The 19,649-nt window shown below is 74.6% G+C and carries 22 protein-coding genes; 8 read left to right on the top strand and 14 right to left on the bottom strand.

All coding sequences use genetic code 11. The features are described 5' to 3' along the window. Positions 1-4: 4 nt before the first annotated feature. The 7 genes from ABZS80_RS13095 to ABZS80_RS13065 form a co-directional block, all read right to left on the bottom strand. On the bottom strand, positions 5-616 hold the full coding sequence (locus ABZS80_RS13095) for a malonic semialdehyde reductase (RefSeq protein WP_355055898.1): 612 nt from the start codon (positions 614-616) through the stop codon (positions 5-7). Continuing rightward, a complete protein-coding gene (locus tag ABZS80_RS13090) occupies positions 613-1,176 on the bottom strand; it encodes a flavin reductase family protein (RefSeq protein ID WP_355055897.1) in 564 nt (187 codons plus the stop codon). The genes ABZS80_RS13095 and ABZS80_RS13090 overlap by 4 nt, the downstream gene beginning before the upstream one ends. Further along, positions 1,173-2,507, bottom strand: coding sequence for an LLM class flavin-dependent oxidoreductase (locus ABZS80_RS13085; protein ID WP_355055896.1), 1,335 nt, complete (start codon positions 2,505-2,507; stop codon positions 1,173-1,175). Before ABZS80_RS13085 ends, ABZS80_RS13090 begins: the two co-directional genes overlap by 4 nt. 12 nt (positions 2,508-2,519) lie before the next feature. Then, the gene (locus tag ABZS80_RS13080) at positions 2,520-3,410 is read right to left on the bottom strand and encodes an ABC transporter permease (protein ID WP_355055895.1); all 891 of its coding nucleotides are present in this window, start codon (positions 3,408-3,410) and stop codon (positions 2,520-2,522) included. Then, on the bottom strand, positions 3,403-4,221 hold the full coding sequence (locus ABZS80_RS13075; RefSeq protein WP_355055894.1) for an ABC transporter ATP-binding protein: 819 nt from the start codon (positions 4,219-4,221) through the stop codon (positions 3,403-3,405). The genes ABZS80_RS13080 and ABZS80_RS13075 overlap by 8 nt, the downstream gene beginning before the upstream one ends. Then, the gene (locus ABZS80_RS13070; protein ID WP_355055893.1) at positions 4,218-5,246 is read right to left on the bottom strand and encodes an ABC transporter substrate-binding protein; all 1,029 of its coding nucleotides are present in this window, start codon (positions 5,244-5,246) and stop codon (positions 4,218-4,220) included. The genes ABZS80_RS13075 and ABZS80_RS13070 overlap by 4 nt, the downstream gene beginning before the upstream one ends. 141 nt (positions 5,247-5,387) lie before the next feature. Beyond that, positions 5,388-5,465: a putative leader peptide gene (locus ABZS80_RS13065; RefSeq protein ID WP_349881247.1), complete on the bottom strand. Its 78-nt coding sequence runs from the start codon at positions 5,463-5,465 to the stop codon at positions 5,388-5,390. 246 nt (positions 5,466-5,711) lie between these two features. Between ABZS80_RS13065 and ABZS80_RS13060 the strand changes: the two genes are divergently transcribed. Together ABZS80_RS13060 and ABZS80_RS13055 are read left to right on the top strand one after the other, a co-directional pair. After that, a complete protein-coding gene (locus ABZS80_RS13060; RefSeq protein ID WP_151462021.1) occupies positions 5,712-5,891 on the top strand; it encodes a DUF4236 domain-containing protein in 180 nt (59 codons plus the stop codon). Positions 5,892-6,000: 109 nt separating this feature from the next. Then, the gene (locus tag ABZS80_RS13055) at positions 6,001-6,519 is read left to right on the top strand and encodes a potassium channel family protein (RefSeq protein ID WP_151462020.1); all 519 of its coding nucleotides are present in this window, start codon (positions 6,001-6,003) and stop codon (positions 6,517-6,519) included. On the opposite strand, the gene ABZS80_RS13050 is transcribed toward ABZS80_RS13055, so the two are convergent. Next, positions 6,485-7,387: a hypothetical protein gene (locus tag ABZS80_RS13050; RefSeq protein WP_355055892.1), complete on the bottom strand. Its 903-nt coding sequence runs from the start codon at positions 7,385-7,387 to the stop codon at positions 6,485-6,487. The two genes, ABZS80_RS13055 and ABZS80_RS13050, sit on opposite strands and share 35 nt — an antisense overlap. 24 nt (positions 7,388-7,411) lie before the next feature. Beyond that, positions 7,412-7,933 (bottom strand): VOC family protein, encoded by a 522-nt coding sequence (locus ABZS80_RS13045; RefSeq protein ID WP_355055891.1) that lies wholly within the window; start codon positions 7,931-7,933, stop codon positions 7,412-7,414. A 50-nt stretch (positions 7,934-7,983) separates the two neighbouring features. Here ABZS80_RS13045 and ABZS80_RS13040 point away from each other — a divergent pair, with 50 nt between their 5' ends. The 3 genes from ABZS80_RS13040 to ABZS80_RS13030 all read left to right on the top strand — a co-directional run bounded on the left by ABZS80_RS13040 (position 7,984) and on the right by ABZS80_RS13030 (position 10,717). Next, positions 7,984-8,454 (top strand): MarR family transcriptional regulator, encoded by a 471-nt coding sequence (locus ABZS80_RS13040; RefSeq protein WP_355055890.1) that lies wholly within the window; start codon positions 7,984-7,986, stop codon positions 8,452-8,454. 48 nt (positions 8,455-8,502) lie between these two features. Next, entirely contained in the window at positions 8,503-10,065 is a 1,563-nt protein-coding gene (locus ABZS80_RS13035; protein WP_355055889.1) for a tetratricopeptide repeat protein, read from the top strand. Positions 10,066-10,132: 67 nt separating this feature from the next. Further along, positions 10,133-10,717 carry a hypothetical protein gene (locus ABZS80_RS13030; RefSeq protein WP_355055888.1) on the top strand — a complete coding sequence of 195 codons (585 nt, stop codon included), beginning with the start codon at positions 10,133-10,135 and terminating at the stop codon, positions 10,715-10,717. Between the two features lie 12 nt (positions 10,718-10,729). Here the strand turns inward: ABZS80_RS13030 and ABZS80_RS13025 are convergent, their stop codons facing one another. Together ABZS80_RS13025 and ABZS80_RS13020 are read right to left on the bottom strand one after the other, a co-directional pair. Continuing rightward, a complete protein-coding gene (locus ABZS80_RS13025) occupies positions 10,730-12,178 on the bottom strand; it encodes a HAMP domain-containing sensor histidine kinase (protein ID WP_355055887.1) in 1,449 nt (482 codons plus the stop codon). Further along, positions 12,175-12,831 (bottom strand): response regulator transcription factor, encoded by a 657-nt coding sequence (locus ABZS80_RS13020; RefSeq protein ID WP_151462014.1) that lies wholly within the window; start codon positions 12,829-12,831, stop codon positions 12,175-12,177. The genes ABZS80_RS13025 and ABZS80_RS13020 overlap by 4 nt, the downstream gene beginning before the upstream one ends. A gap of 96 nt (positions 12,832-12,927) precedes the next feature. Between ABZS80_RS13020 and ABZS80_RS13015 the strand changes: the two genes are divergently transcribed. Both ABZS80_RS13015 and ABZS80_RS13010 read left to right on the top strand, forming a co-directional pair. Next, complete coding sequence (locus tag ABZS80_RS13015) at positions 12,928-14,070, top strand: sigma-E factor regulatory protein RseB domain-containing protein (RefSeq protein WP_355055886.1); 1,143 nt, start codon at positions 12,928-12,930, stop codon at positions 14,068-14,070. A 282-nt stretch (positions 14,071-14,352) separates the two neighbouring features. Next, the gene (locus ABZS80_RS13010; protein WP_355056040.1) at positions 14,353-16,572 is read left to right on the top strand and encodes an AAA family ATPase; all 2,220 of its coding nucleotides are present in this window, start codon (positions 14,353-14,355) and stop codon (positions 16,570-16,572) included. Positions 16,573-16,621: 49 nt separating this feature from the next. Here the strand turns inward: ABZS80_RS13010 and ABZS80_RS13005 are convergent, their stop codons facing one another. Beyond that, positions 16,622-17,044 carry a hypothetical protein gene (locus ABZS80_RS13005; protein WP_151462011.1) on the bottom strand — a complete coding sequence of 141 codons (423 nt, stop codon included), beginning with the start codon at positions 17,042-17,044 and terminating at the stop codon, positions 16,622-16,624. Between the two features lie 301 nt (positions 17,045-17,345). Here ABZS80_RS13005 and ABZS80_RS13000 point away from each other — a divergent pair, with 301 nt between their 5' ends. Continuing rightward, the gene (locus tag ABZS80_RS13000) at positions 17,346-17,723 is read left to right on the top strand and encodes a hypothetical protein (RefSeq protein ID WP_355055885.1); all 378 of its coding nucleotides are present in this window, start codon (positions 17,346-17,348) and stop codon (positions 17,721-17,723) included. Between the two features lie 64 nt (positions 17,724-17,787). On the opposite strand, the gene ABZS80_RS12995 is transcribed toward ABZS80_RS13000, so the two are convergent. Next, positions 17,788-18,735: a sporulation protein gene (locus ABZS80_RS12995; RefSeq protein ID WP_355056039.1), complete on the bottom strand. Its 948-nt coding sequence runs from the start codon at positions 18,733-18,735 to the stop codon at positions 17,788-17,790. A gap of 104 nt (positions 18,736-18,839) precedes the next feature. Continuing rightward, positions 18,840-19,616, bottom strand: coding sequence for a DeoR/GlpR family DNA-binding transcription regulator (locus tag ABZS80_RS12990; RefSeq protein ID WP_355055884.1), 777 nt, complete (start codon positions 19,614-19,616; stop codon positions 18,840-18,842). Between the last annotated feature and the right edge of the window lie 33 nt (positions 19,617-19,649).

Below are 19,649 nucleotides of genomic sequence, written 5' to 3'. Positions count from 1 at the left end.
CGCCTCAGAGGGTGCTGACCACCTCGGCGTAGCCGAGCCGGGGCAGCCGCTCCCGCCAGGCGCCCGGCGCGGGCCGGCCGATGTTCATGAGCAGCAGCACGCGGTGCCGGCCGTCCGGGAAGAACTCCCGCTCCACCCCGGCGGCGTCGAACCCGGCCATCGGGCCGGCGGCCAGCCCGGCGGCGCGTACCCCGACGAGCAGGTAGCCGATCTGGAGCGCGGCGTTGAGCCGGGCCTGGGCCTCCCGGCCGGCCGGGTCGCCGGCGAACCAGTCGCGCGCGCCGGGCCGGTGCGGGAACAGCTCGGGCAGCCGGTCGTGCCAGTCCACGTCGGCGGCGAGCACCACGGTCAGCGGCGCGCCCGCCGTCTTGTCCCGGTTGCCGGAGCTGAGGTACGGCAGCAGCCGGGCCCGGGCCGCCGCCGAGCGCAGCAGCAGCACCCGCAGCGGCTGGGCGTTCATCGCGGTCGGGCCGTTGCGGACCAGGTCGTGGATGGCCCGGACCTGCTCCTCGTCGACCGGTTCGTCGGTGAACGCGTTGGCCGTGCGGGCCGCCCGGAACAGCAGGTCCTGGGCGGCCCGGTCGAGCGCGAGCACCTCGGTGGCCGGTGCGCTCACCACGTCTCCGGCCAGGCGCCGAGGGTGGTGGTGTATCCGCCGCGATGGTGCACGAGCGGGTCGCCGTCCTCCCCGGCACCGAGCGCGAGGGGCTCGGCGAGCACGAGGGTGTGGTCGCCGGCGTCGATCCGGCGGACCACCCGGCACAGCAGCACGGCCAGGGCATCGCCGATCAGCGGCACCCCGAACGGCCCGGTCTCCCAGCCGGGGTGGGCGGCGAACCGGTCGATGCCGCTGGTCGCGAAGATCCTCGCGACCTCCTGCTGGCCGGAGGCGAGCAGGTGCACGGCCACGTGCTCGGCGTGGGCCACGGTCGGCCAGCTCGACGACTCGCGACCGAGGCAGAACGAGACCAGCGGCGGGTCGAGCGACACCGAGGTGAACGAGGTGGCGGTGAAGCCGGCCGGCGGCAGCGACGGCAGGCGCCGGCCGGGTTGCAGGCCGGGGGTGGTGACCACGGTGACCGTGGACGCCTGCCGGCCCAGCAGGCCGCGGAACGTGTCGGTGTCGACCGGACGCAGCTCGACGGTGCCGGCCCCGGGCCGGTCCACGGTGGTCACGCGGTCACCAGCTCACGGTCGGCCCAGGTGCTGGCCGGGCGGGGCAGGCCGTAGTGCTCGCGCAGGGTCCGGCCGGCGTACTCGTGCCGGAACAGGCCGCGCCGGCGCAGCAGCGGTACGACGTGGTCCACGAAGGCCTCCAGTCCGTGGGGCAGCAGGGGTGGCATGACGTTGAAGCCGTCGGCGGCGCCCTGGGTGAACCAGAGCTCGATCTGGTCGGCGATCTGCTCGGGGGTGCCGGCGACGACGCGGTGCCCGCGGCCGCCGCCGAGCCGGCCGATGAGCTGCCGGATGGTGAGCTTCTCCCGCCGGGCCAGGTCGACGACGAGCTGGTAGCGGCTCTGGTGCGACTGCACCGCGGTGACGTCGGGCAGGTCGGGCAGCGGCCCGTCCAGCGGCAGGCCGGTGAGATCGAGACCGGTCATGCCGGAGAGCTGGGCGAGGGCGTGCTCGGGCACGATCAGTGCCTCCAGTTCGTCGGCGAGGGCACGGGCCTCTTCCTCGGTACCCCCGATCACCGGCGCGATACCGGGCAGCACCTTCACCCCGTCGGGGTCGCGGCCGGCCGCGGCGGTCGCCCGCCGCAGCTCGGTGTGGAAGGCCTGCCCGTCGGCGAGGGTCTGCTGGGCGGTGAACACGGCCTCGGCGTAGCGGGCGGCGAACGCGATGCCGTCGGCGGACGAGCCGGCCTGGACCAGCAGCGGCCGGCCCTGCGGCGGGCGGGGGGTGTTCAGCGGCCCGTGCACCCGGAACCGCTCGCCGTCGTGGGCGATCTCGTGCACCCGTTCGGTGTCGGCGAAGACGCCGGCCGCGGTGTCGAGGACCAGCGCGTCGTCCTCCCAGCTGTCCCAGAGCTTGATCGCCACGTCGACGAACTCGGCGGCCCGGCGGTACCGCTCGGCGTGCGCCGGATGGTCGTCGAGGTTGAAGTTGCGCGCCTCCCGGGCCTGCGCGGAGGTGACGATGTTCCAGCCGGCCCGGCCGCCGCTGAGGTGGTCCAGCGAGGCGAACGTGCGGGCCAGGTTGAACGGCTCGTTGTAGGTGGTGGAGGCCGTGGCGATCAGGCCGATGTGCTCGGTGACGGTGGACAGCGCGGCGAGCAGGGTGAGCGGCTCGAACACGGCCTGGATGTTGTGCCGGACGGCCGGGCCGACGGCGAGTGAGTCGGCGAGGAACACCGAGTCGAGGGTGCCGCGCTCGGCGATCCGGGCCAGCTCCTGGAAGTGCGTGACGTCGGCGATCCGGCGCGGGTCGGCGCGCGGGTGCCGCCAGGCCGCCTCGTGGTGGCCGACGCCCATCAGGAACGCGTTGAGGTGCAGGGTTCGGGACATGGGGGGGTCCTCTCAGGCGGTGACGTCGACGCGCCAGGTGGAGAAGCGGCGTTCCCCGGCGACGAGGAGCTGGTTGACGACCAGACCGATGGCGGAGATCGTGATGATCCCGGCGTACATGTCGGGGATGGCGAAGTTGTACTGCGCGTAGTTGATGAGGTAGCCGAGCCCGGCCTTCGCGCCGACCATCTCGGCCGCGACCAGGACGAGGATCGAGTACGCCCCGGCGAGCCGGACGCCGGTGAAGATGGTCGGGACGGCCGCCGGCAGGATCACCTTCTGGAACAGCCGCAGGTGGTTGAGCCCCATCGAGCGGGCCGAGCGGACCAGCAGCGGGTCCACCCCCTTCACCCCGGCGATGGTGTTCAGCAGGATCGGCCAGGAGCAGGCGTAGACCACCAGGGCGATCTTGGAGGTCTCGCCCAGGCCGAGGATGAGCACGAAGACCGGCAGCAGGGCCAGCGCCGCGGTGTTGCGGAACACCTCCAGCAGCGGGCTGAGCAGGTCGGCGAGCGGCCGGTACCAGCCGATCAGCAGGCCGAGCGGGATGGCGGCGGCCACGGCCAGGGCGAGCCCGGTGAGCGAGCGGGTCAGGCTCGCGCCGACGTGGTCGGCGAGCTGCCCGGTGCGCAGCAGCGCCCACCAGGCAGTGAGCACCTCGGACAGCGGGGGCAGGAAGACCCGGTCGACCAGCCCGGCCCGGGGCGCGGTCTCCCAGACGGCGGCCAGGGCCAGCAGCGCGACGCTGCGGTGCAGGGCCCGACCGCCGAGCCCGAGCAGCCGCCCGGGCAGGGTGGGCGCGACGGTCGGGGCCGCCGGGGTCGCGGCGGGCCCGCCCGCCGGTGCTGGTGGCGCAGCGGGTCGGCCCGCCGCGCCTGCGGGTCGTTCGGCGACGTCAACCAACGCGGGCCTCCTCTCGTACGGCGGACTGGGCGGCGCGCACCTCGTCGCGCAGCAGCGTCCAGATCTGGTGCCGGTGGTGCCGGAAGGCGTCCGAGGAGCGCAGGTCCTCCTCCGCCTCCCGGTCGCCCAGTTCGATGTCGATGACCTCCTTGATCCGCCCGGGGCGGGAGGTCATCACGGCGACCCGCTGGCCGAGGTGGACGGCCTCGTCGATGCCGTGGGTGATGAAGACGATCGTCTTGCCGGTGGCCTGCCAGATCCGGACCAGCTCGTCCTGGAGCAAGTCGCGGGTCTGCGCGTCGAGGGCCGCGAACGGCTCGTCCATGAGCAGCACGTCGGGGTCGTACGCGAGGCTGCGGGCGATGGCCACCCGCTGCTTCATGCCGCCGGACAGCTCGTGCGGGTAGCGGTCGGCGAACCCGGTGAGGCCGACCAGGTCGAGGTGGTGGGCGATGAGCTCGGCGCGTCGGGCGCGCGGCACGCCCTTGGCCTCCAGTCCGAACGCGACGTTGCCCGCGGCGGTGCGCCAGGGCAGCAGCGCGTACTGCTGGAAGACGATGCCCCGGTCCAGGCCGGGCCCGCTGACCGGGCGGCCGTCGACCAGCACCTGCCCGCCGGAGGGGGCGGAGAGCCCACCGAGCAGGTCGAGCAGGGTGGACTTGCCGCAGCCGCTGGGGCCGACGACGACCAGGAACTCGCCGGGGCGTACGCCGAGGGTGAGGTCGTCGAGCGCGGTGACCGCGCCGCCGCTGCCCCGCCGGCCCGGGAAGACCTTCGTCACCCGGTCGAAGAGGATCTTGTCGGTGCTCACGCGCCACCCCCACCGGAGGCGAACTCGTTGAACCGGTTCGTGTAGAGGTCGGCGGGCTTCGGCCGGTCGCCCTTCAGCTCGCCGGAGCCGGCCAGCCAGTCGATCCAGGTGGTGAACTCGCGGTCGCTGATCAGGCCGCCCTTGCCGGCGACGCCGCTGGACTTCCAGTACCGCACCAGGGACGGGTCCTCGTTGCGGCCGCGCTTGGCGATGATGGCCTCCAGCCGGGCCACGACGGTCTCCCGGGGCTGGGTGCGGGCCCACTCGATGGCCTTGCCCACCCCGCTGACGAACGCCCGGACGGTCTCCGGGTTGCGCGTGATGAAGTCGTCCCGGAAGACGTAGCTGCCCCCGCTGAACGCGCCGAGCAGCTCGTAGTCGGTGAAGACGGTGCGGACGCCGCCGGCGGCGACGGCCTTGTCGAGGATGACGCCGCCGAGCACCGCCACGTCGATCTGGTGCTGCCGCAGCGACTGCTCGATGTTGACCGGGGGCAGCGCGACCGGTTCGACCTCGGCGATCTCGGCGGGGGTGAGCCCGCCCTGGGCCAGCCAGGTCTTGAGCACCGCCTCGGCGTGCGCGCCGAGCGTGTTCATGCCGACCTTCTTCCCGATGAGGTCGCGGGGGCCGCGGATCGGGCTGTCCTGCAGGACGTAGTAGCCCTGGAAGGTCTGCGCGTCGGAGCCGTAGTAGGCGACCACGGCGGTGATCGGGGCGTTCGCGGCCTGGAGCTTGACGATGGCGCCGTTGAAGGCGCCGCCGAAGTCGGTCTGCCCGGTGGCGGTGGCCTGGATGTCGGCGGGGCCGCCGGTGACGTTGCCGATCCAGTTGAGCTTCACGTCGCCGAGGTAGCCGAGGTCGGCGGCGAGTTCGGGGAGGGTCACCTGGCCGACCGAGCCCTGGTAGCGGAGCTGGGTGGCCTGCCGGCCGCCGGCGTCGGCGCCGCAGCCCGCGGCGGCGGTGAGGGCGAGCAGGGTGACGGCGGCGGCGAGGGTACGCCGCGGCGACTGACGGGTCGAGGGCATGGAGAGGACTCCTGATCTGTCCACGATGCGCTGGCGAGGGCCCGCGAGGGGCGCGAGAGCACGCCGCTGCCGGCCGGGCCACGATGCGCCGGCGACGGGAGCGGACGAGCGGAGGGGATGCGACGACCGGAAGCGGTCAGCTCAACAGAGCGCGCTCGCGTGCCGGACCAGGTCGACGTGCACGCGAGCGGTGAGGAGAAGCTCGTCCCGCTGCGACATGACCTCATGCTGCCGACCGTTCTCCGCGCCGGTCAATGCCCTTCCACGGATTGAGACTTGCGTCGCTGGCTTTGTTACGACCCGTCGCCACCAGCATTTACCGCCCCTTAACACCTACCCGTTGGATAGAGATTCTGACGGGTGGGAAGGGCACCGTCCAGACCGGATCGGACCGGGTTTCGCGAACCGCCGTTTCGGGCATGTTCGATGCCGCAGACGCAGGGAGGACGACGAGAGGAGCCCACGATGGGCATCGTGTTCCGCAAGCGGCAGAAGTACGGCCCGCTGATCTTGAACTTCACCGAGAACGGCTTCTCCTCCTGGAGCATCAAGATCGGCCGTTGGTCGTGGAACTCGCGGTCCCGCGCCCACCGCGTGGACCTCCCGGGGCCGCTCTCCTGGAAGCAGGACAAGACCCGGGCGTGACGTCCCGAGGTCGCGCGGGGTGCCGGTGGTTCACCGGCACCCCGCTCGGCGTGTTGGCGGGCTTCCCCGTTCGGCCGACGGGAACCCCGCCGCGACGGAGAATCGCGGCGTGGCGGACCAGTCCTTCCGGCGGGAGCGGCGGCGGGCCGCGGCGGCCGTCGCGCTGCTGCTGCTCGCCTATTTCGTGGTCCCCGTCGAGGCCGACCCGAACGGCCTGCGGCTGGCCCTGCGCTCCGCCGGCACCCTGGCCCTGGTGCTCGTGGTCGCGTTCCTGGTCACCGGCCAGGTACGCCGCCAGCTCGCCGCCACCCAACCCACCGGCGACGCGGAGACCCGGGCGCTCATCCGGCTCGCCGTCGCGCTGATCGCCGGGCTGCTGGTCTTCGCCCTGGCCGACTACGTGGTGGCGAACAGCCGTCCGGCCGAGTTCACCGGCCTGCGCACCCGGATCGACGCGCTCTACTTCGCGCTGGCCACGCTCACCACGGTCGGCTACGGCGACGTCAACGCCGAGGGGCAGATCGCCCGGGTGGTGGTCAGCGCGCAGATGGTGTTCAGCATCGGGGTGATCGCCACCGGCGCGTCCATCGTGGTCAAGCAGATGAGCCAGCGCCCGGGCCGGCGCTGATCAGCACGTCGCCGCCGAGCCGGCCGTGCTCCGGATCGCGGGTCACCGTGCCGGCGGCGAGCAGCGAGGCGAGCGCCCGGTTGGCGTCGGCGGCCCGGTAGACCGTCGAGGTGGCGGCGAAGCGGCGCAGCTCGGTCACCGTACGCGGGCCGGAGCGGGCGAGCTCGGCCAGCAGCTCCCGGCGCAGCGGGCCGGGTTCCGGGTCGAGGCTGATGTCGAGCAGCCGCCCCGCCGGATCGGCCGGGTCCCGGTAGCGCACCCCCGCGAACTCGTCGACCGCCCAGAGCGCGTCCTTGACCGCCTCCAGGCCGCGGTCGGAGCCGGTCGCGTAGGCGAACAGGCGGGCCTGCCCGCCGTCGGCCGGCACCAGCTCGACCTCGGTGACCAGCGGGAAACCGGCCCCGGTCAGCGCCGGGCGCAGCGACCGGCCGGGCGCGGTGACCAGGAGCACCTCGGCGGGCCGGCCGGACGCGGCGGCGGCCAGCAGGGCCGGGTCGGGCTCGCCGCCGTCCACCACGGTGAACAGCGGGGCGCCCGCCGCGCCGGCCGCCTTGAGCGCCACCGGCAGCCGGTCCGGCCGGCCCGGCACCACATGCACGGCGACGTCCGCCGGCAGGGCGGCCTCGGCCGCGCCCAGCCGGGCCGGCAGCTCCGCGCCGCCCTCGGCGAGCACCAGCACGGTCAGCCGCCGGCCGCGCAGCCGGTCGGCGAACTCGGCCACCACCCGCAGCGCGGCCTCCGCGCCACCGACGTCGCTCCCGGCGTACGCGAGGGCCAGGGTGGCCCGCCGCGAACGGTGCAGCGCGGCGGGCAACCAGTGGTCGAGTTGCCGGACGAGCAGCTCGCGCAGGACAGCGTCGGTCGACATGCTGCCGTTCTACCTCATGCGCCGTCAGACGGGAACGGAGATGCCCACCCCGCCGCGGGTCTGGCCGCCGTAGCGCTGCCGCTCGCGGTCCAGGTCGAGCCGGCCGATCCGCGTGCGGGCGGCGCGGGCCGCGTCGTCGAGCAGGGCGGCGGGGACGATCCAGACGATCTCGAACTCCAGCCCGTCGGGGTCGCGGCCGTAGAGGCTCTTGGTGGTCCCGTGGTCCGAGGCGCCCACCAGGGCGTCGGCGGCGGCCAGCCGCTCGGCCGTGGCGCCCAGCTCGTCCAGGGTGTCGAGCTCCCAGGCGAGGTGGTAGAGGCCGACGGTGGTCCGCCCGGCCGGGGAGGGCCCGGCGGCCGCGCCGATCTCGAACAGCCCGAGGTCGTGGTCGTTGGTGGAGTCCGGCGCCTGGAGGAACGCGGCGCCGCGGAAGCCGTCCGGCGTCATCGGCACCGGGCGGAAGCCGAGCACGTCGCGGTAGAAGGCGACGCTGCGGTCGAGGTCACGGACGTAGAGGACGGCGTGGTTGAGCCGGTGGATTCCCATGACACCCACGGTAGCGCGGTTTGGTTGAGCGTTCAACAACCCGCGCTATGATGGCCGTCATGACCCGGTGGCTGGACCCCGACGAGCAGCGGACCTGGCGGGCGTTCCTCACCGCCTCCCGCGCGCTGATGGACACCCTCGACCGCGAGCTGCAACGCGACGCCGGGATGCCGCACGCGTACTACGAGATCCTGGTCCGGCTCTCCGAGGCCCCCGACCGGCGGCTGCGGATGAGCGACCTGGCCGACGCCACCGGCTCCTCCCGCAGCCGCCTCTCGCACGCCGCGGCCCGCCTGGAGGCCGCCGGGTGGATCCGCCGGGAGGAGTGCGCCACCGACCGGCGCGGCCAGCTCGCCGTCCTCACCGACGCCGGCTTCGCCACCCTGGCCGCCGCCGCGCCCGGCCACGTCGCCGGGGTACGCCGGCACCTGTTCGACGCGCTCAGCCCGGCCCAGGTGGACCAGCTCCGGCGGATCAGCGAGGCCCTCGCCGACCACCTGACCGGATCGCGACCAAACTGATCCACAGCGGGGGTTGTACTTACCGTCGTCAAATGAGCACGATGGGGCGTGTCCTCCGGCTTCGCTGACCTGACCGTCCAGGCGCACTACCTGGTCTCCGAAGGCGACCTCACCGGTGCCCAGCGACTGCTCGCCGACGCGCTGAGCGACGCCGATCCCCGTCCCGCCAACGCCTCCGCCGAGCTGGCCGAGGCCGCCGGCCTCCAGGCCCGGGTCCTCGTGGCGCTCGGCGAGCCGCACTCCGCCCGCGGCTGGGCCGCGTTCGCGTACGCGGCGACCACCCGGCTGTTCGGCCGCTCCGACGAGCGCACCGTCACCGCCGCCGCGACCCTGGCCGCGGTGCTGCACCGGGTCGGCAGCGACGCCCGCGCCGCCCGGCTCTACTCCGACGTCATCATCGAGCTGACCGCCCGCGACGGGCCGGAGTCGCAGCGGGTCCTGGCCGCGCACGCCGACCTGGCCACCGTGGAATACGCCCGCGGCCAGTGCGACGTGGCCCGCGACCGGTTGCTGGACGCCTGGGAGCTGCACCGCGAGGTCTACGGCGACGGCCACCCCAGCGGCATCAAGATGCTGGCCAAGCTCGGCGCCATGGAACGCGACTGCGGCCGCTACGCCGAGTCCCACGAGCACCTGACGCTCGCCGAGGAGCTGTGCCGGGAGCACCTGGCCGCCGACGACCCCCTCGCCGCCCAGGTCGCCGGGCTGGCCCGGGCCGCCGCCGACCCGGACCACGTCTGCGGCGCGGCGGAGCCACCGGCCCGGGAGACGCCGGTGGTGCCGGCGGCCCGCGTCCCCCCGCCCGCCGAAGGGCCGCCCGACCTGCCGCCCTACCAGCCACCGACGCTCGACGACCCGGTCGAGACGCCGCTCTACCGGCCGCCGGACCGGGCCGAGGTCCCGCACGTGCCGACGCCCCGCACCCCGCCCGAGGCGGACGACGAGGCGTTCGCCGACTACCCGTGGCCGCCGGACGAGCCGGCCGACGAGCCCTGGCGGCCCGGGGAGAGCGCGCTGCCGCCGACCGTGGTCGGGCTGACCGACTCGGAGCCGGAGGGCGTACGCCGGGTGCCCCGGGCCGCCGAGCCCGAACCGCCGTCGCGCCACCTGCCGGTGCACGTGCCCCGGCCGCCCGCCGCCGAGCGCCGCAACACGCCGTGGCTGCCGCTCGTGGTGGCCGGGGTGGTGGTGGCGCTGCTGCTCGGCACCATCGCGGTCATCGCCGGGGTGTCCCGGGTGGACGACGGGCGGGACGCCCCGGCGCCCGCGCCGACCGGGCGCGCCTCGTCGGCCGGTCCGACCGCCGGCACGCCGAGCGCCGCACCGGCCGCCTCCCCCGGCACCCCGCCCGGGCGCCTCACCCTGGCCGACCGGCGGGACAGCATCGTGCTGAGCTGGACCTACCCGGCCGGGGCCGAGGGGCCCGTGGTGGTCGCCGGCGGCCGCTCCGGGCAGCCCCAGCGCACCTTCCTGACCCTGCCCGCCGGCTCCGTCGACTACATCGCCTACGGCCTCGACCGCACCACCGACTACTGCTTCACGGTCGCGCTGGTCTGGTCCACCGACAGCGTCGCCCGGACCGGCCCGGTCTGCACGAAACGACGCCGCTGACCGTCGGCCGTCCGCGGTTTGGGCCGTATCGGCGGTGGGCCCGCCGCGGGTCTGTGACCCTGTCGGCGTGGGCACAACACCGGAGGGCGAAACCGTCGAGTTGCGGGTGCACGGGGTGTCCGGCGGGACCGCGGAGAAGATCCTCGACCATCCGATCGTGGACCGGGTCGCCGGGGACAGCCACGCGGGGTTCTACCGGCCCCGGCCGGGGGCCGGGCCGGCGGGCGGGGCCAGCGCCGGGATCGCCGTCGAGGCGTACCGCTGGGGTGCGCTGACGGCCGGCACCGCGGTGCGGACGGCGTCCATGCTGTTGCTTGGGTCCCCGTTGAGCCGGCTCTACACCCGCCTCTATCCCGCCTACCTCGGCGGGCAGACGCTGGGCGACCTGGGCGACCGGCTCGACTGGCGGTGGCGCAACCTGTGGCGGGACACGGACCCGGTAGGCGGGCCCATCTTCGACCGGCCGGAGGGCGGGCCTGCGGCCTGCGACGCGCCGGAGACCCGGTCCGTCGACGTCCGGCTCCGCGATCCCAGCAGCCTCACCGTCGGCCCGGAGGACACCGTGCCACCGCCGCTCGAACGGCACTGGCCGTACCACACCCGGACGGCGTACCAGAGCGGCGTACGCGACCTCGCCGCCCGGATCGGCTGACGCCCGGGGCGGTCAGTCCACCTCCGGGTCGGCCAGCGCCGGCAGCCGTACCGTCACCCGCAGCCCCGGGGCGGCCGCCGCCGGCACGGCGTCGGCCAGCTCGACGGCGCCACCGGCCCGGCGGACCAGCTCCCGCACGATGGCCAGGCCCAGGCCGGCGCCGCCGGCGTCGCGCGCCCGGGCGTCGTCCAGCCGGGTGAAGCGGGCGAAGACCCGCTCCCGGTCCGCCGCCGGGATGCCCGGCCCGTCGTCGGTCACCGTGACCAGGTGGTACGCCGAACCGCCCCGCTGCCGGGGCACCGGCGGATCGGTGTGCGGGCCGGTGACGGCGAGCCGGACCTCGCCGTGCGCGTGCCGCAGCGCGTTCTCCACCAGGTTGACCAGCACCCGGCGCAGCTCCCCCGGGTCCCCCTCGGTCCAGAGCGGGCCGGGCGGCGGCGTGTGACGCAGCGGCGGGGACGGGTACCGCTCGGCCACCCCGCGCAGCAGCTCCCCCAGCTCCACCGGGCCGACGGCGTGCGGCGCGGGACGGTCCGGTCGGGCGGCCTGCTCGTCGAGGCGGGCCAGCAGCAGCAGGTCGTCGACGAGCCGGCTGAGCCGCTCGGTGTCGGCCAGCAGGTTCTCCGCCACCGCCGGCCAGTCGGTGCCGTCGCCCAGCCGCCGGGCCACCTCCAGCTCGGTGCGCATGTTCGTGACCGGGCTGCGCAGCTCGTGCGCGGCGTCGGCCACGAACGCCCGCTGCCGGTCCCGGGACGCGGCCAGCCGGTCCAGCATGTCGTTGAGGGTGACCGCCAGCCGCTGGATCTCGTCCCGCCCGGCCGGTACGGGCAGCCGCTCGGCCCCGGCCCGGCCGGTGATCTCGGCGGCCCCGCTGCGCAGCGCCTCCACCGGGCGCAGGGTCGCTCCCACCACCCGCCAGGCCACCACGGCCAGCCCGGCCACCAGCAGCGGGAAGCCGACCAGCAGCAGGTTCCGGACCACGTGCAGGCTGTGCTGGACGTCGGACATCGACTTGGCCACCAGCACGGTGAGCGGCTCGTCCGGGGTGCCCGCGGGCACGGTGACCACCCGGACCGGCCCGGTCAGGCCGACCCGCCGCCCGTCCACCACCAGCCGCTGGCGCTGCCCGGCGCGCAGCTGGTCGGCGCCGAGCATCGGCACCAGGCGGTCGGCGTCGATGGAGGCGGCCCGGATCCGGCCCTGGCCGTCGATCACCTGGACGCGGAGCTGCCCGCCGGCCACCGGCAGCGGGTCGGGCAGCGCGTCCTCGGCGGCCAGCAGCGCGACGGCGTCCGCGGTGCGGAGCGTCTCGGCGTCGACGGAGCGCTGCAACGTCCAGCCGAGCGCGCCGAGCAGCAGCGCACCGCCGAGCGCGAACCCGAGGACGAGCCCGAGCACTCCGAGCGCGAGCAGCCGGGACCGCAGCCCGAGATCCGGCAGGAGCGCGCTGAGCCGGCTCATGTGGCCAGCCGGTAGCCGGCGCCGCGGACCGTCTCCAGCCGGTCCCGGCCGATCTTGCGGCGCAGGTAGCCGACGTAGACCTCGACCGCGTTCGGGGCGGTCTCCACCGAGGCGTCCCACACGTGGTCCAGCAGCTCGGTCTTGGAGACCACCTCGCCGGGGCGGCGCATCAGGTAGGCGAGCAGGGCGTACTCGCGGGCGGTCAGGGCCACCTCGGCGTCGGACCGGGTCACCCGCCGCCGCGCCGGATCCAACCGCAGGTCGCCGACCGCGAGCACGGCCGGGCGCTCCGGCGCGCCGCGGCGCAGCAGCGCACGCAGCCGGGCCAGCAGCACCACGTACGAGAAGGGCTTCGTGAGGTAGTCGTCGGCCCCGCAGTCCAGACCGTCGGCCTGGTCGTACTCGCCGTCCTTGGCCGAGAGCATGAGCACCGGCAGCCAGCGCTCCTCGGCGCGCAGCCGGCGCACCACCTCGTAGCCGGAGAGGCCGGGAAGCATCACGTCGAGGATCATGGCGTCGTAGTCGCCGTGCCGGGCGGCGTCCAGCCCGCCGGCGCCGGTCGCCTCGACGTCCACGACGAAGCCCTCCGCCTGCAGGCCCCGCCGCAGCGACGCGGCCAGCCGCGTCTCGTCCTCCACCACCAGCACACGCACACCTCAAGGGTGCCATCCGGTGACACCCCCTAGGGAATCTCCTCAGCGCTCTCACAGCGACCCTGGTGCAGCATCTACCGTCAGGAGGTGCACATCATGTCCGTACTGAAGAACCGCGCCGTGCTCCGCTGGCTGGTCCCGGTGACCGCGGGGGTCGCCGTGATCGGGGGCGGCGCGGCCGTCGGCACGTTCGCGGCCGGGGCCGACCCGGCGCTGCCGCCGCGTACCGCCGCCCAGCTCCTGGAGGACCTGCGGACGTCCCGCCTCGACGGGCTCTCCGGCACCGTCGTGCAGCGCGCCGACCTCGGGCTGCCGCCGATCGCCGGGCTGGTGGGGCAGGCCGCCGGGAACGACCTGGCCGCCCTGGTCAGCGGCACGCACACGCTGCGCGTCTGGTATGCCGGCCCCGAGCGGCAGCGGCTCGCCCTGGTCGACACGCTGGGCGAGCGGGACGTGCTGCGCGACGGGCGCGACGTCTGGACCTGGGACAGCCGGGCCAACACCGCGTCCCACCGGAAGCTGCCGGCCGACGCGAAGAACCTGGAGACGGCCCCGGCCACGCCGGCCGACGCCGCCGACCGGGCCCTCGACGCGATCGACCCGAGCACCGCGGTCACCGTCGGCCGCTCCGCCACCGTCGCTGGGCGCAGCGTGTACGAGCTGGTGCTGACCCCGCGCGACCGGGACTCCCTGGTGCACCAGGTACGGATCGCGCTGGACGCGAAGGAGCACGTGCCGCTGCGCTTCGAGGTGCTCGCCGACGGGAAGGACGAGCCGGCCTTCGAGGTGGCGTTCACCCAGGTCGACTTCCGCACCCCGGACGCCGACCAGTTCCGGTTCAACCCGCCGCCCGGCGTGACGGTCAAGGAGGAGCAGGCGGGCGACGCCCGTGGGCCGGGCGACAAGCAGCGCCCCGGGCGCGGCGAGGACGGGCCGGACGTGAGTGCGGTCGGGACCGGCTGGACCACCGTGCTGGTCGCGAAGCTCGACGCCGCCGGTGCCGCGGGAGCGGCCGGCGCCAAGCCCGGCGAGGCGGCCGGCGCGAAGCCGGGCGAGGCGGCCGGACCGGACGCCGACATGCTGGCGAAGGTGCTCGGCGGGCTGGAGCGGGTGAGCGGCGACTGGGGCAGCGGCCGGCTGCTCACCGGGAAGCTGTTCAGCGTGCTGCTCACCGACGACGGCCGGGTGCTGGCCGGTCTCGTGCGGCCGGAGCGGCTGTACCAGGCGGCGAAGGGCTGAGATCCGCAAGCGGACCCGTCGGGGCCCGGTCGGCGTGTGCCGGCCGGGCCCCGCTGTCGTGTGCGAACCTGCGGTGTGACGTGGTCACGGACGGTCGGTGAGGCTTGGTCCGGCGGCCTGCCGCGCGGTATCTTTCTCAGTTCAAACACAAAAAGGAATGGCTCGTTGAGCCATTCCTGCCGCAATTCTAAGCGATGAGGAGCCGGCTTGTCAACGCACTCCGACGTGTCGGGTGAGCTGCACGAGGACGACGAGATCGGTCACGAGCAGAAGTACGTCACGATGCTCTACGACCGGCTGGACGGCATGCGGGACCAGGCCGCCCGGCGGCTCACCGAGGAGCTGCGCGCCACCGGCGGCACGCAGCAGGCCCGGTCGCAGCGCGACCACACCGTGCGGATGTACGCCGACCAGGTCGAGCAGTTCTCCGCAGTGGAGAACGGTCTCTGCTTCGGCCGCCTCGACGGCGACGACGACTCGTGCCGCTACATCGGCCGGATCGGCATCTTCGACACCTCGGGCGACTACGACCCGCTGCTGATCGACTGGCGTGCCCCGGCCGCCCGCGCCTTCTACCTGGCGACCGCCGCCAATCCGCAGGGGGTGCGCCGGCGCCGGCACCTGCGTACCCGGGAGCGGAAGGTCACCGGGCTCAACGACGAGGTGCTGGACATCGCCGCCGCCTCCCCCACCGCCCACGAGGAGGTGACGGGCGAGGCGTCGCTGCTCGCCGCGCTGAACGCCGGGCGTACCGGGCGGATGCGCGACATCGTCGAGACCATCCAGGCCGAGCAGGACCGGATCATCCGGGCCGACCTGCCGGGCGTCATGGTGGTGCAGGGCGGGCCGGGCACCGGCAAGACCGCGGTGGCGCTGCACCGCGCCGCGTACCTGCTCTACACCCACCGCGAGCAGCTCTCCACCCGGGGCGTGCTGCTCGTCGGCCCGAACCCCACCTTCCTGCGCTACATCTCCCAGGTGCTGCCGGCGCTCGCCGAGACGGGGGTGCTGCTGCGCACGCAGGCCGACCTCTTCCCCGGCGTGCACGCCCGGCGCACCGAGCCGGCGGCGACCGCGGCGCTGAAGGGCCGCGCCGTGCTCGCGGAGGTGCTGGCCAACGCGGTGCGGGACCGGCAGTGGGTGCCGGACGAGCCGCTGGAGATCGAACTGCCCCAGCGGGAGGTCCTCACCCTCGATCCGGAGACCGTGCGCCAGGCGCGGGACCGGGTCCGCCGCGCCGAGCGCCCGCACAACCTGGCCCGGGCGCTGTTCGACCTCGAGATCGTGCACGCGCTCGCCGACCAGGTGGCCGAGCGGATCGGGGCCGACCCGCTCGGCGGGGAGAACCTGCTCTCCGAGGCCGACCGGGCGGAGATCCGCCGGGAGCTGCGCGACGAGCCGGAGATCCGGGCCGCGGTGGACGAGCTGTGGCCGGTGCTCACCCCGCAGCGGCTGCTCGCCGACCTGTTCGAGTCGCCGGAGCGGATCGCCGCCGCCGCGCCGATGCTCACCGACCAGGAGCGGGCCGCGCTGCACCGGGAGCCGGGCGACTGGACGCCGGCCGACGTGCCGCTGCTGGACGAGGCGGCCGAGCTGCTCGGCGAGGACCAGCGCGCCGCCGCCGCCCGCCGGGAACGGATCCGCGCCCTGGAGCGCGAGTACGCCGAGGGCGTGCTGGAGATCTGGCGCGGTTCCCGTTCCATCGACGTGGAGGACGAGGCCGACGGCGGCGAGATCCTGGGCGTCACCGACCTCATCGACGCCGACCGGCTCTCCGAGCGGCAGGAGGAGACCGACAACCTCACCACCGCGCAGCGCGCTGCCGCGGACCGCACCTGGGCCTTCGGGCACGTGATCATCGACGAGGCGCAGGAGCTGTCGCCGATGGCCTGGCGGCTGCTGATGCGCCGGTGCCCGAGCCGGTCGATGACGATCGTCGGGGACGTGGCGCAGACCGGCGCGCTCGCCGGCACGCCGTCGTGGCAGGAGGCGCTGGCGCCGTACGTGGCGAACCGGTGGCGGCTGGAGGAGCTGACCGTCAGCTACCGCACCCCCGCCGAGATCATGGCGGTCGCGGCCGAGGTGCTGGCCGAGATCGACCCGGCGCTGCGCCCACCCCGCTCCGTACGCGCCAGCGGCGTGCCGCCCTGGGACCGCACGGTGCCGGCGGACCGGCTCGCGGCCGAGCTGGTCGAGGCGACCGCGCGGGAGGCGGCCGGGCTGGCCGACGGCCGGCTCGGGGTGATCGTGCCGGCCGGCCGGGTGGACGAGCTGGGGACGGCGGTCGTCGCCGCGCTGCCGGAGGCGACCGTCGGCGAGCAGCCGGAGCTGGCGAACCGGGTGGTGGTGCTCACCACCGAGCAGGCCAAGGGCCTGGAGTTCGACTCGGTGCTGGTGGTGGACCCGGAGAGGATCGTCGCCGGGTCCCCGCGCGGCCACAGCGACCTCTACGTCGCGCTCACCCGCGCCACCCAACGGCTGGGCATCCTCCGCACCACGTGAGACGGCGGAGGGGGCGGCTCAGCCGCCCCCTCCGTTCGCGTGCCCGGTGTCAGCCGGGGTTCGCCTGGTCGTTCGTGAAGTTGCCGACCTGGCTGCCGGACGACGAGGCGTCGCTCGTGGACCCGCCGGCCGGGGTGCTCAGGCCGCCGGTGGTGGCGTCGCCCGTGGTCGTGGGCGCCACCGTGCCCCGGTGCTGCTCCGGTTGGCGGGCCACCCGCCGGACGCTGGCCGGGCCGGCGGTGCCGCCGGTCGTGGTGACCGCGCCCTGGCCCCGGGTGGGGCCGCCGTCGCGCAACACGTTCGGGTCGATCGGCGCGTCCGCCGGGTCGTCCGGATCCTCCTCCTGGATGACCCGCAGCACGTCGGTCTGCGGCACGGTGACCTCGTCCAGCGCGCCCTCGCCGTAGACGCCGCCGGCGATCCGGTCCTCGGCCCGCCGGGCGGCCTGCTGCCGCATGTCGTCCTCACGCACGTGAACCACCTCGCAGGTTTCTCGGGATCCTCCTTGCGTGCCCGAGGGCCGGAGGCTGAAACCGCCCGACCCGGCCGGCCCTCGGCGACGCCGGTTACCTGCCCTGATGTCCGATTCCCGGTCCGGCCGCCGGCGGTCCCGCGCGGTGCTCCTATTCCATGGCAAGGTGGCGTTACCTTCGCCGAGGCCAGGGGTAGACGGAGGGTGCCCCCGCCAAGTGCGCGAACCGTGCCGTGGCCGACCTGCGGCAGCGGGGCGGGAGGTTGCAGAGAACGACTCATCGCATCCTGAGGAGGACCAGATGAGCACGCAGGCTGCATCCGCCAGGCCGATGAACCGGCCGGCACAGGACATGTCCAACCGGGCCGGTATGCAGGAGACGCCCACGCGCCCGATGCCGATGATGCAGGACGGACATCGGCAGGCGATGACGGCGCCCGGCACCGAGACCAAGCCGTCGCTCCGGACGACCGAATTCTGGGTCTACCTGGCGTCCGTCGCGGCCGTACTGGTGGCCTCGTACCTGGTCGGCAAGAACTCGGTCGGCGTGGACATCTTCCGCGCACCGCAGGCCTGGTTCTTCATCACGCTGCTGACCATCGGTTACCTCGGTAGCCGCGGTCTGGCCAAGGCCGGAAGCAACTTCCGCAGCAGTGAGGAGCGCACCGCCCGGCACTGACCGGAGCCACTCCTGAGACGACGATGCCCCCGGGGAGTTCCCCCGGGGGCATCGTCGCGTGTGGTCACTCCCCGCCGAAGTCGCCGAAGTCCCCCTCGAAGGCGTCCTCGATCAGCTCACCGGCGACCAGGCCGCCCGCCACGCCGAGCGCCGCGCCCGCCACCATGCCGCCCATGCCCGGGCCGCGGTGGCCGTGGTGCCCGCGCGGCGCGCCGAAGCCGTGCGCGCGCAGGTTGCCGTAGCGCGAGGTGGTCTCCCGCAGCCAGCCGTCGACCACCTGGACCCAGTCGGAGCGGCCCGCGTCGCTGTGCGGGACGGCGTAGCGGCCGAAGGCGTCGTGCCCGGGGGTGAGGAAGCCGCCGCGCTTGTCGCACTCCAGGATCACCTCGACGCCGTGCTGGCTGGTGACGAAGGTCAGCTCGACCTCGTTGGTCACCTGGGCGTACTGGGGCGCGGCGAAGAACTCGATCTCCTGGTAGAAGGGGAGCGTCTGCTGCACTCCACGGATGTGGCCGCGCTCCAGGTCGGCGTGCTTGAAGCGGAAGCCGAGCGCCTGGAACGCGTCGAGGATGCTCTCGTGGATGGGCAGCGGGTGCACCGCCACCTGGTCCAGGTCGGACTTGTCCACGGCCCGGGCCACCGCCAGCTCGGTGCGCAGGCCCATGGTCATGCCGTGCAGCCGCTGGCCGTACACGTCGGTGACCGGGGTCTCCCACGGCACCGGGAGCTGGAACGGGATGGACAGCTGCTGCTTCGGGGCCAGGTGCAGCGGGCCGCTCACCGACATCCGGTGGAACTCCATGACGCCGGCGTACTCGGTGTCGCCGCTCTCGATCTCGACCCGGGTGACCAGGCCGACGGTGATCTGCTCGATGCTCGCCGGCGCGTCGCCGCCGACCAGGTTGACGTGCCCGTCCAGGGCCAGGCCGGGCCGGGTGTTGGGGTTGGTCAGCACGGTGTCGACGCTCGGACCGCCCACGCCGAACGCGCTCAACATCTTCTTGAAGACCATCGCCACTCCGCTTCCACCGTCGGCGCGCTCCACCCTGGAGCGCACGGGGCCACCGAAGGGGACCCTAACCTGGGCGGCTGTGAAGTGCCTGAAAGCCGGGCCGGTCAGTCGACGTCGACCACGACGAGCTCACCGACCTGCTCGCCGATCTGCCGGCGCCCGTCCGGCGGCAGCCCGCCGTCGGTGATCAGCAGGTCGGCCTCCTCCAGCGGGGCGATGGTGGCGATGCCGATGGTCTCCCACTTGGTGTGGTCGGCGAGCACCACGAGCCGCCGGGCCGCGCCGATCAGCCGCCGGTTGACGGCCGCCTCCAGCAGGTTGGGGGTGGTGAACCCGGTGCGCGGGCTCATCCCGTGCACGCCGAGGAAGAGCAGGTCGACGTTGAGCGCGGCGATGGCCGCCTCGGCCACCGGCCCGGTCAGCGCGTCCGAGGGGGTGCGGATGCCGCCGGTGAGCACGACGGTCTGGTCGGCACGCGGGTTCTGGTAGAGGGCGTCGGCGACCGGGATCGAGTTGGTGACCACGGTCAGCCCCCGGACGTCGGCGAGCCGGGCGGCCAGGGCGGCGGTGGTGGTGCCGGCGGAGAGCGCGACGGCCATGCCGGGCTCGACCAGGCCGGCGGCCCGCTCGACGATGGCCCGCTTCTCGGCCTGCTGCCGGATCGACTTGGCCGCGAAGCCGGGCTCCTCGGCCGAGCCGGGGCCGGCCAGCGTCGCTCCCCCGTGGACCTTGTCGACCAGGCCCCGCTCGGCGAGCACCTCCAGGTCCCGCCGGATGGTCATGTCCGACACCCCGAAGCGGCTGACCAGGTGGCTGACCCGGACGCCACCGCGCTGGCGGATCAGCTCCAGGATGGCGCTCTGCCGTTGCTGGGCGAGCATCGGACCTCCTTCAGGCGCGCGGCACAGGTACGC

The organism is Micromonospora sp. NPDC005305 (assembly GCF_040607315.1).
Taxonomy (GTDB): Bacteria; Actinomycetota; Actinomycetes; order Mycobacteriales; family Micromonosporaceae; genus Micromonospora.
This window is presented reverse-complemented; position numbering and strand designations above follow the sequence as displayed.

What these genes read in the sequence shown, in the direction of transcription:
- ABZS80_RS13085 (WP_355055896.1), bottom strand. Translation starts at nt 2,507, where the DNA reads ATGTCCCGAACCCTGCACCTCAACGCGTTCCTGATGGGCGTCGGCCAC.
- ABZS80_RS13070 (WP_355055893.1), bottom strand. Translation starts at nt 5,246, where the DNA reads ATGCCCTCGACCCGTCAGTCGCCGCGGCGTACCCTCGCCGCCGCCGTC.
- ABZS80_RS13065 (WP_349881247.1), bottom strand. Translation starts at nt 5,465, where the DNA reads ATGTCGCAGCGGGACGAGCTTCTCCTCACCGCTCGCGTGCACGTCGAC.
- ABZS80_RS13060 (WP_151462021.1), top strand. Translation starts at nt 5,712, where the DNA reads ATGGGCATCGTGTTCCGCAAGCGGCAGAAGTACGGCCCGCTGATCTTG.
- ABZS80_RS13050 (WP_355055892.1), bottom strand. Translation starts at nt 7,387, where the DNA reads ATGTCGACCGACGCTGTCCTGCGCGAGCTGCTCGTCCGGCAACTCGAC.
- ABZS80_RS13045 (WP_355055891.1), bottom strand. Translation starts at nt 7,933, where the DNA reads ATGGGAATCCACCGGCTCAACCACGCCGTCCTCTACGTCCGTGACCTC.
- ABZS80_RS13040 (WP_355055890.1), top strand. Translation starts at nt 7,984, where the DNA reads ATGGCCGTCATGACCCGGTGGCTGGACCCCGACGAGCAGCGGACCTGG.
- ABZS80_RS13025 (WP_355055887.1), bottom strand. Translation starts at nt 12,178, where the DNA reads ATGAGCCGGCTCAGCGCGCTCCTGCCGGATCTCGGGCTGCGGTCCCGG.
- ABZS80_RS13015 (WP_355055886.1), top strand. Translation starts at nt 12,928, where the DNA reads ATGTCCGTACTGAAGAACCGCGCCGTGCTCCGCTGGCTGGTCCCGGTG.
- ABZS80_RS13010 (WP_355056040.1), top strand. Translation starts at nt 14,353, where the DNA reads ATGCTCTACGACCGGCTGGACGGCATGCGGGACCAGGCCGCCCGGCGG.
- ABZS80_RS13000 (WP_355055885.1), top strand. Translation starts at nt 17,346, where the DNA reads ATGAGCACGCAGGCTGCATCCGCCAGGCCGATGAACCGGCCGGCACAG.
- ABZS80_RS12995 (WP_355056039.1), bottom strand. Translation starts at nt 18,735, where the DNA reads ATGGTCTTCAAGAAGATGTTGAGCGCGTTCGGCGTGGGCGGTCCGAGC.
- ABZS80_RS12990 (WP_355055884.1), bottom strand. Translation starts at nt 19,616, where the DNA reads ATGCTCGCCCAGCAACGGCAGAGCGCCATCCTGGAGCTGATCCGCCAG.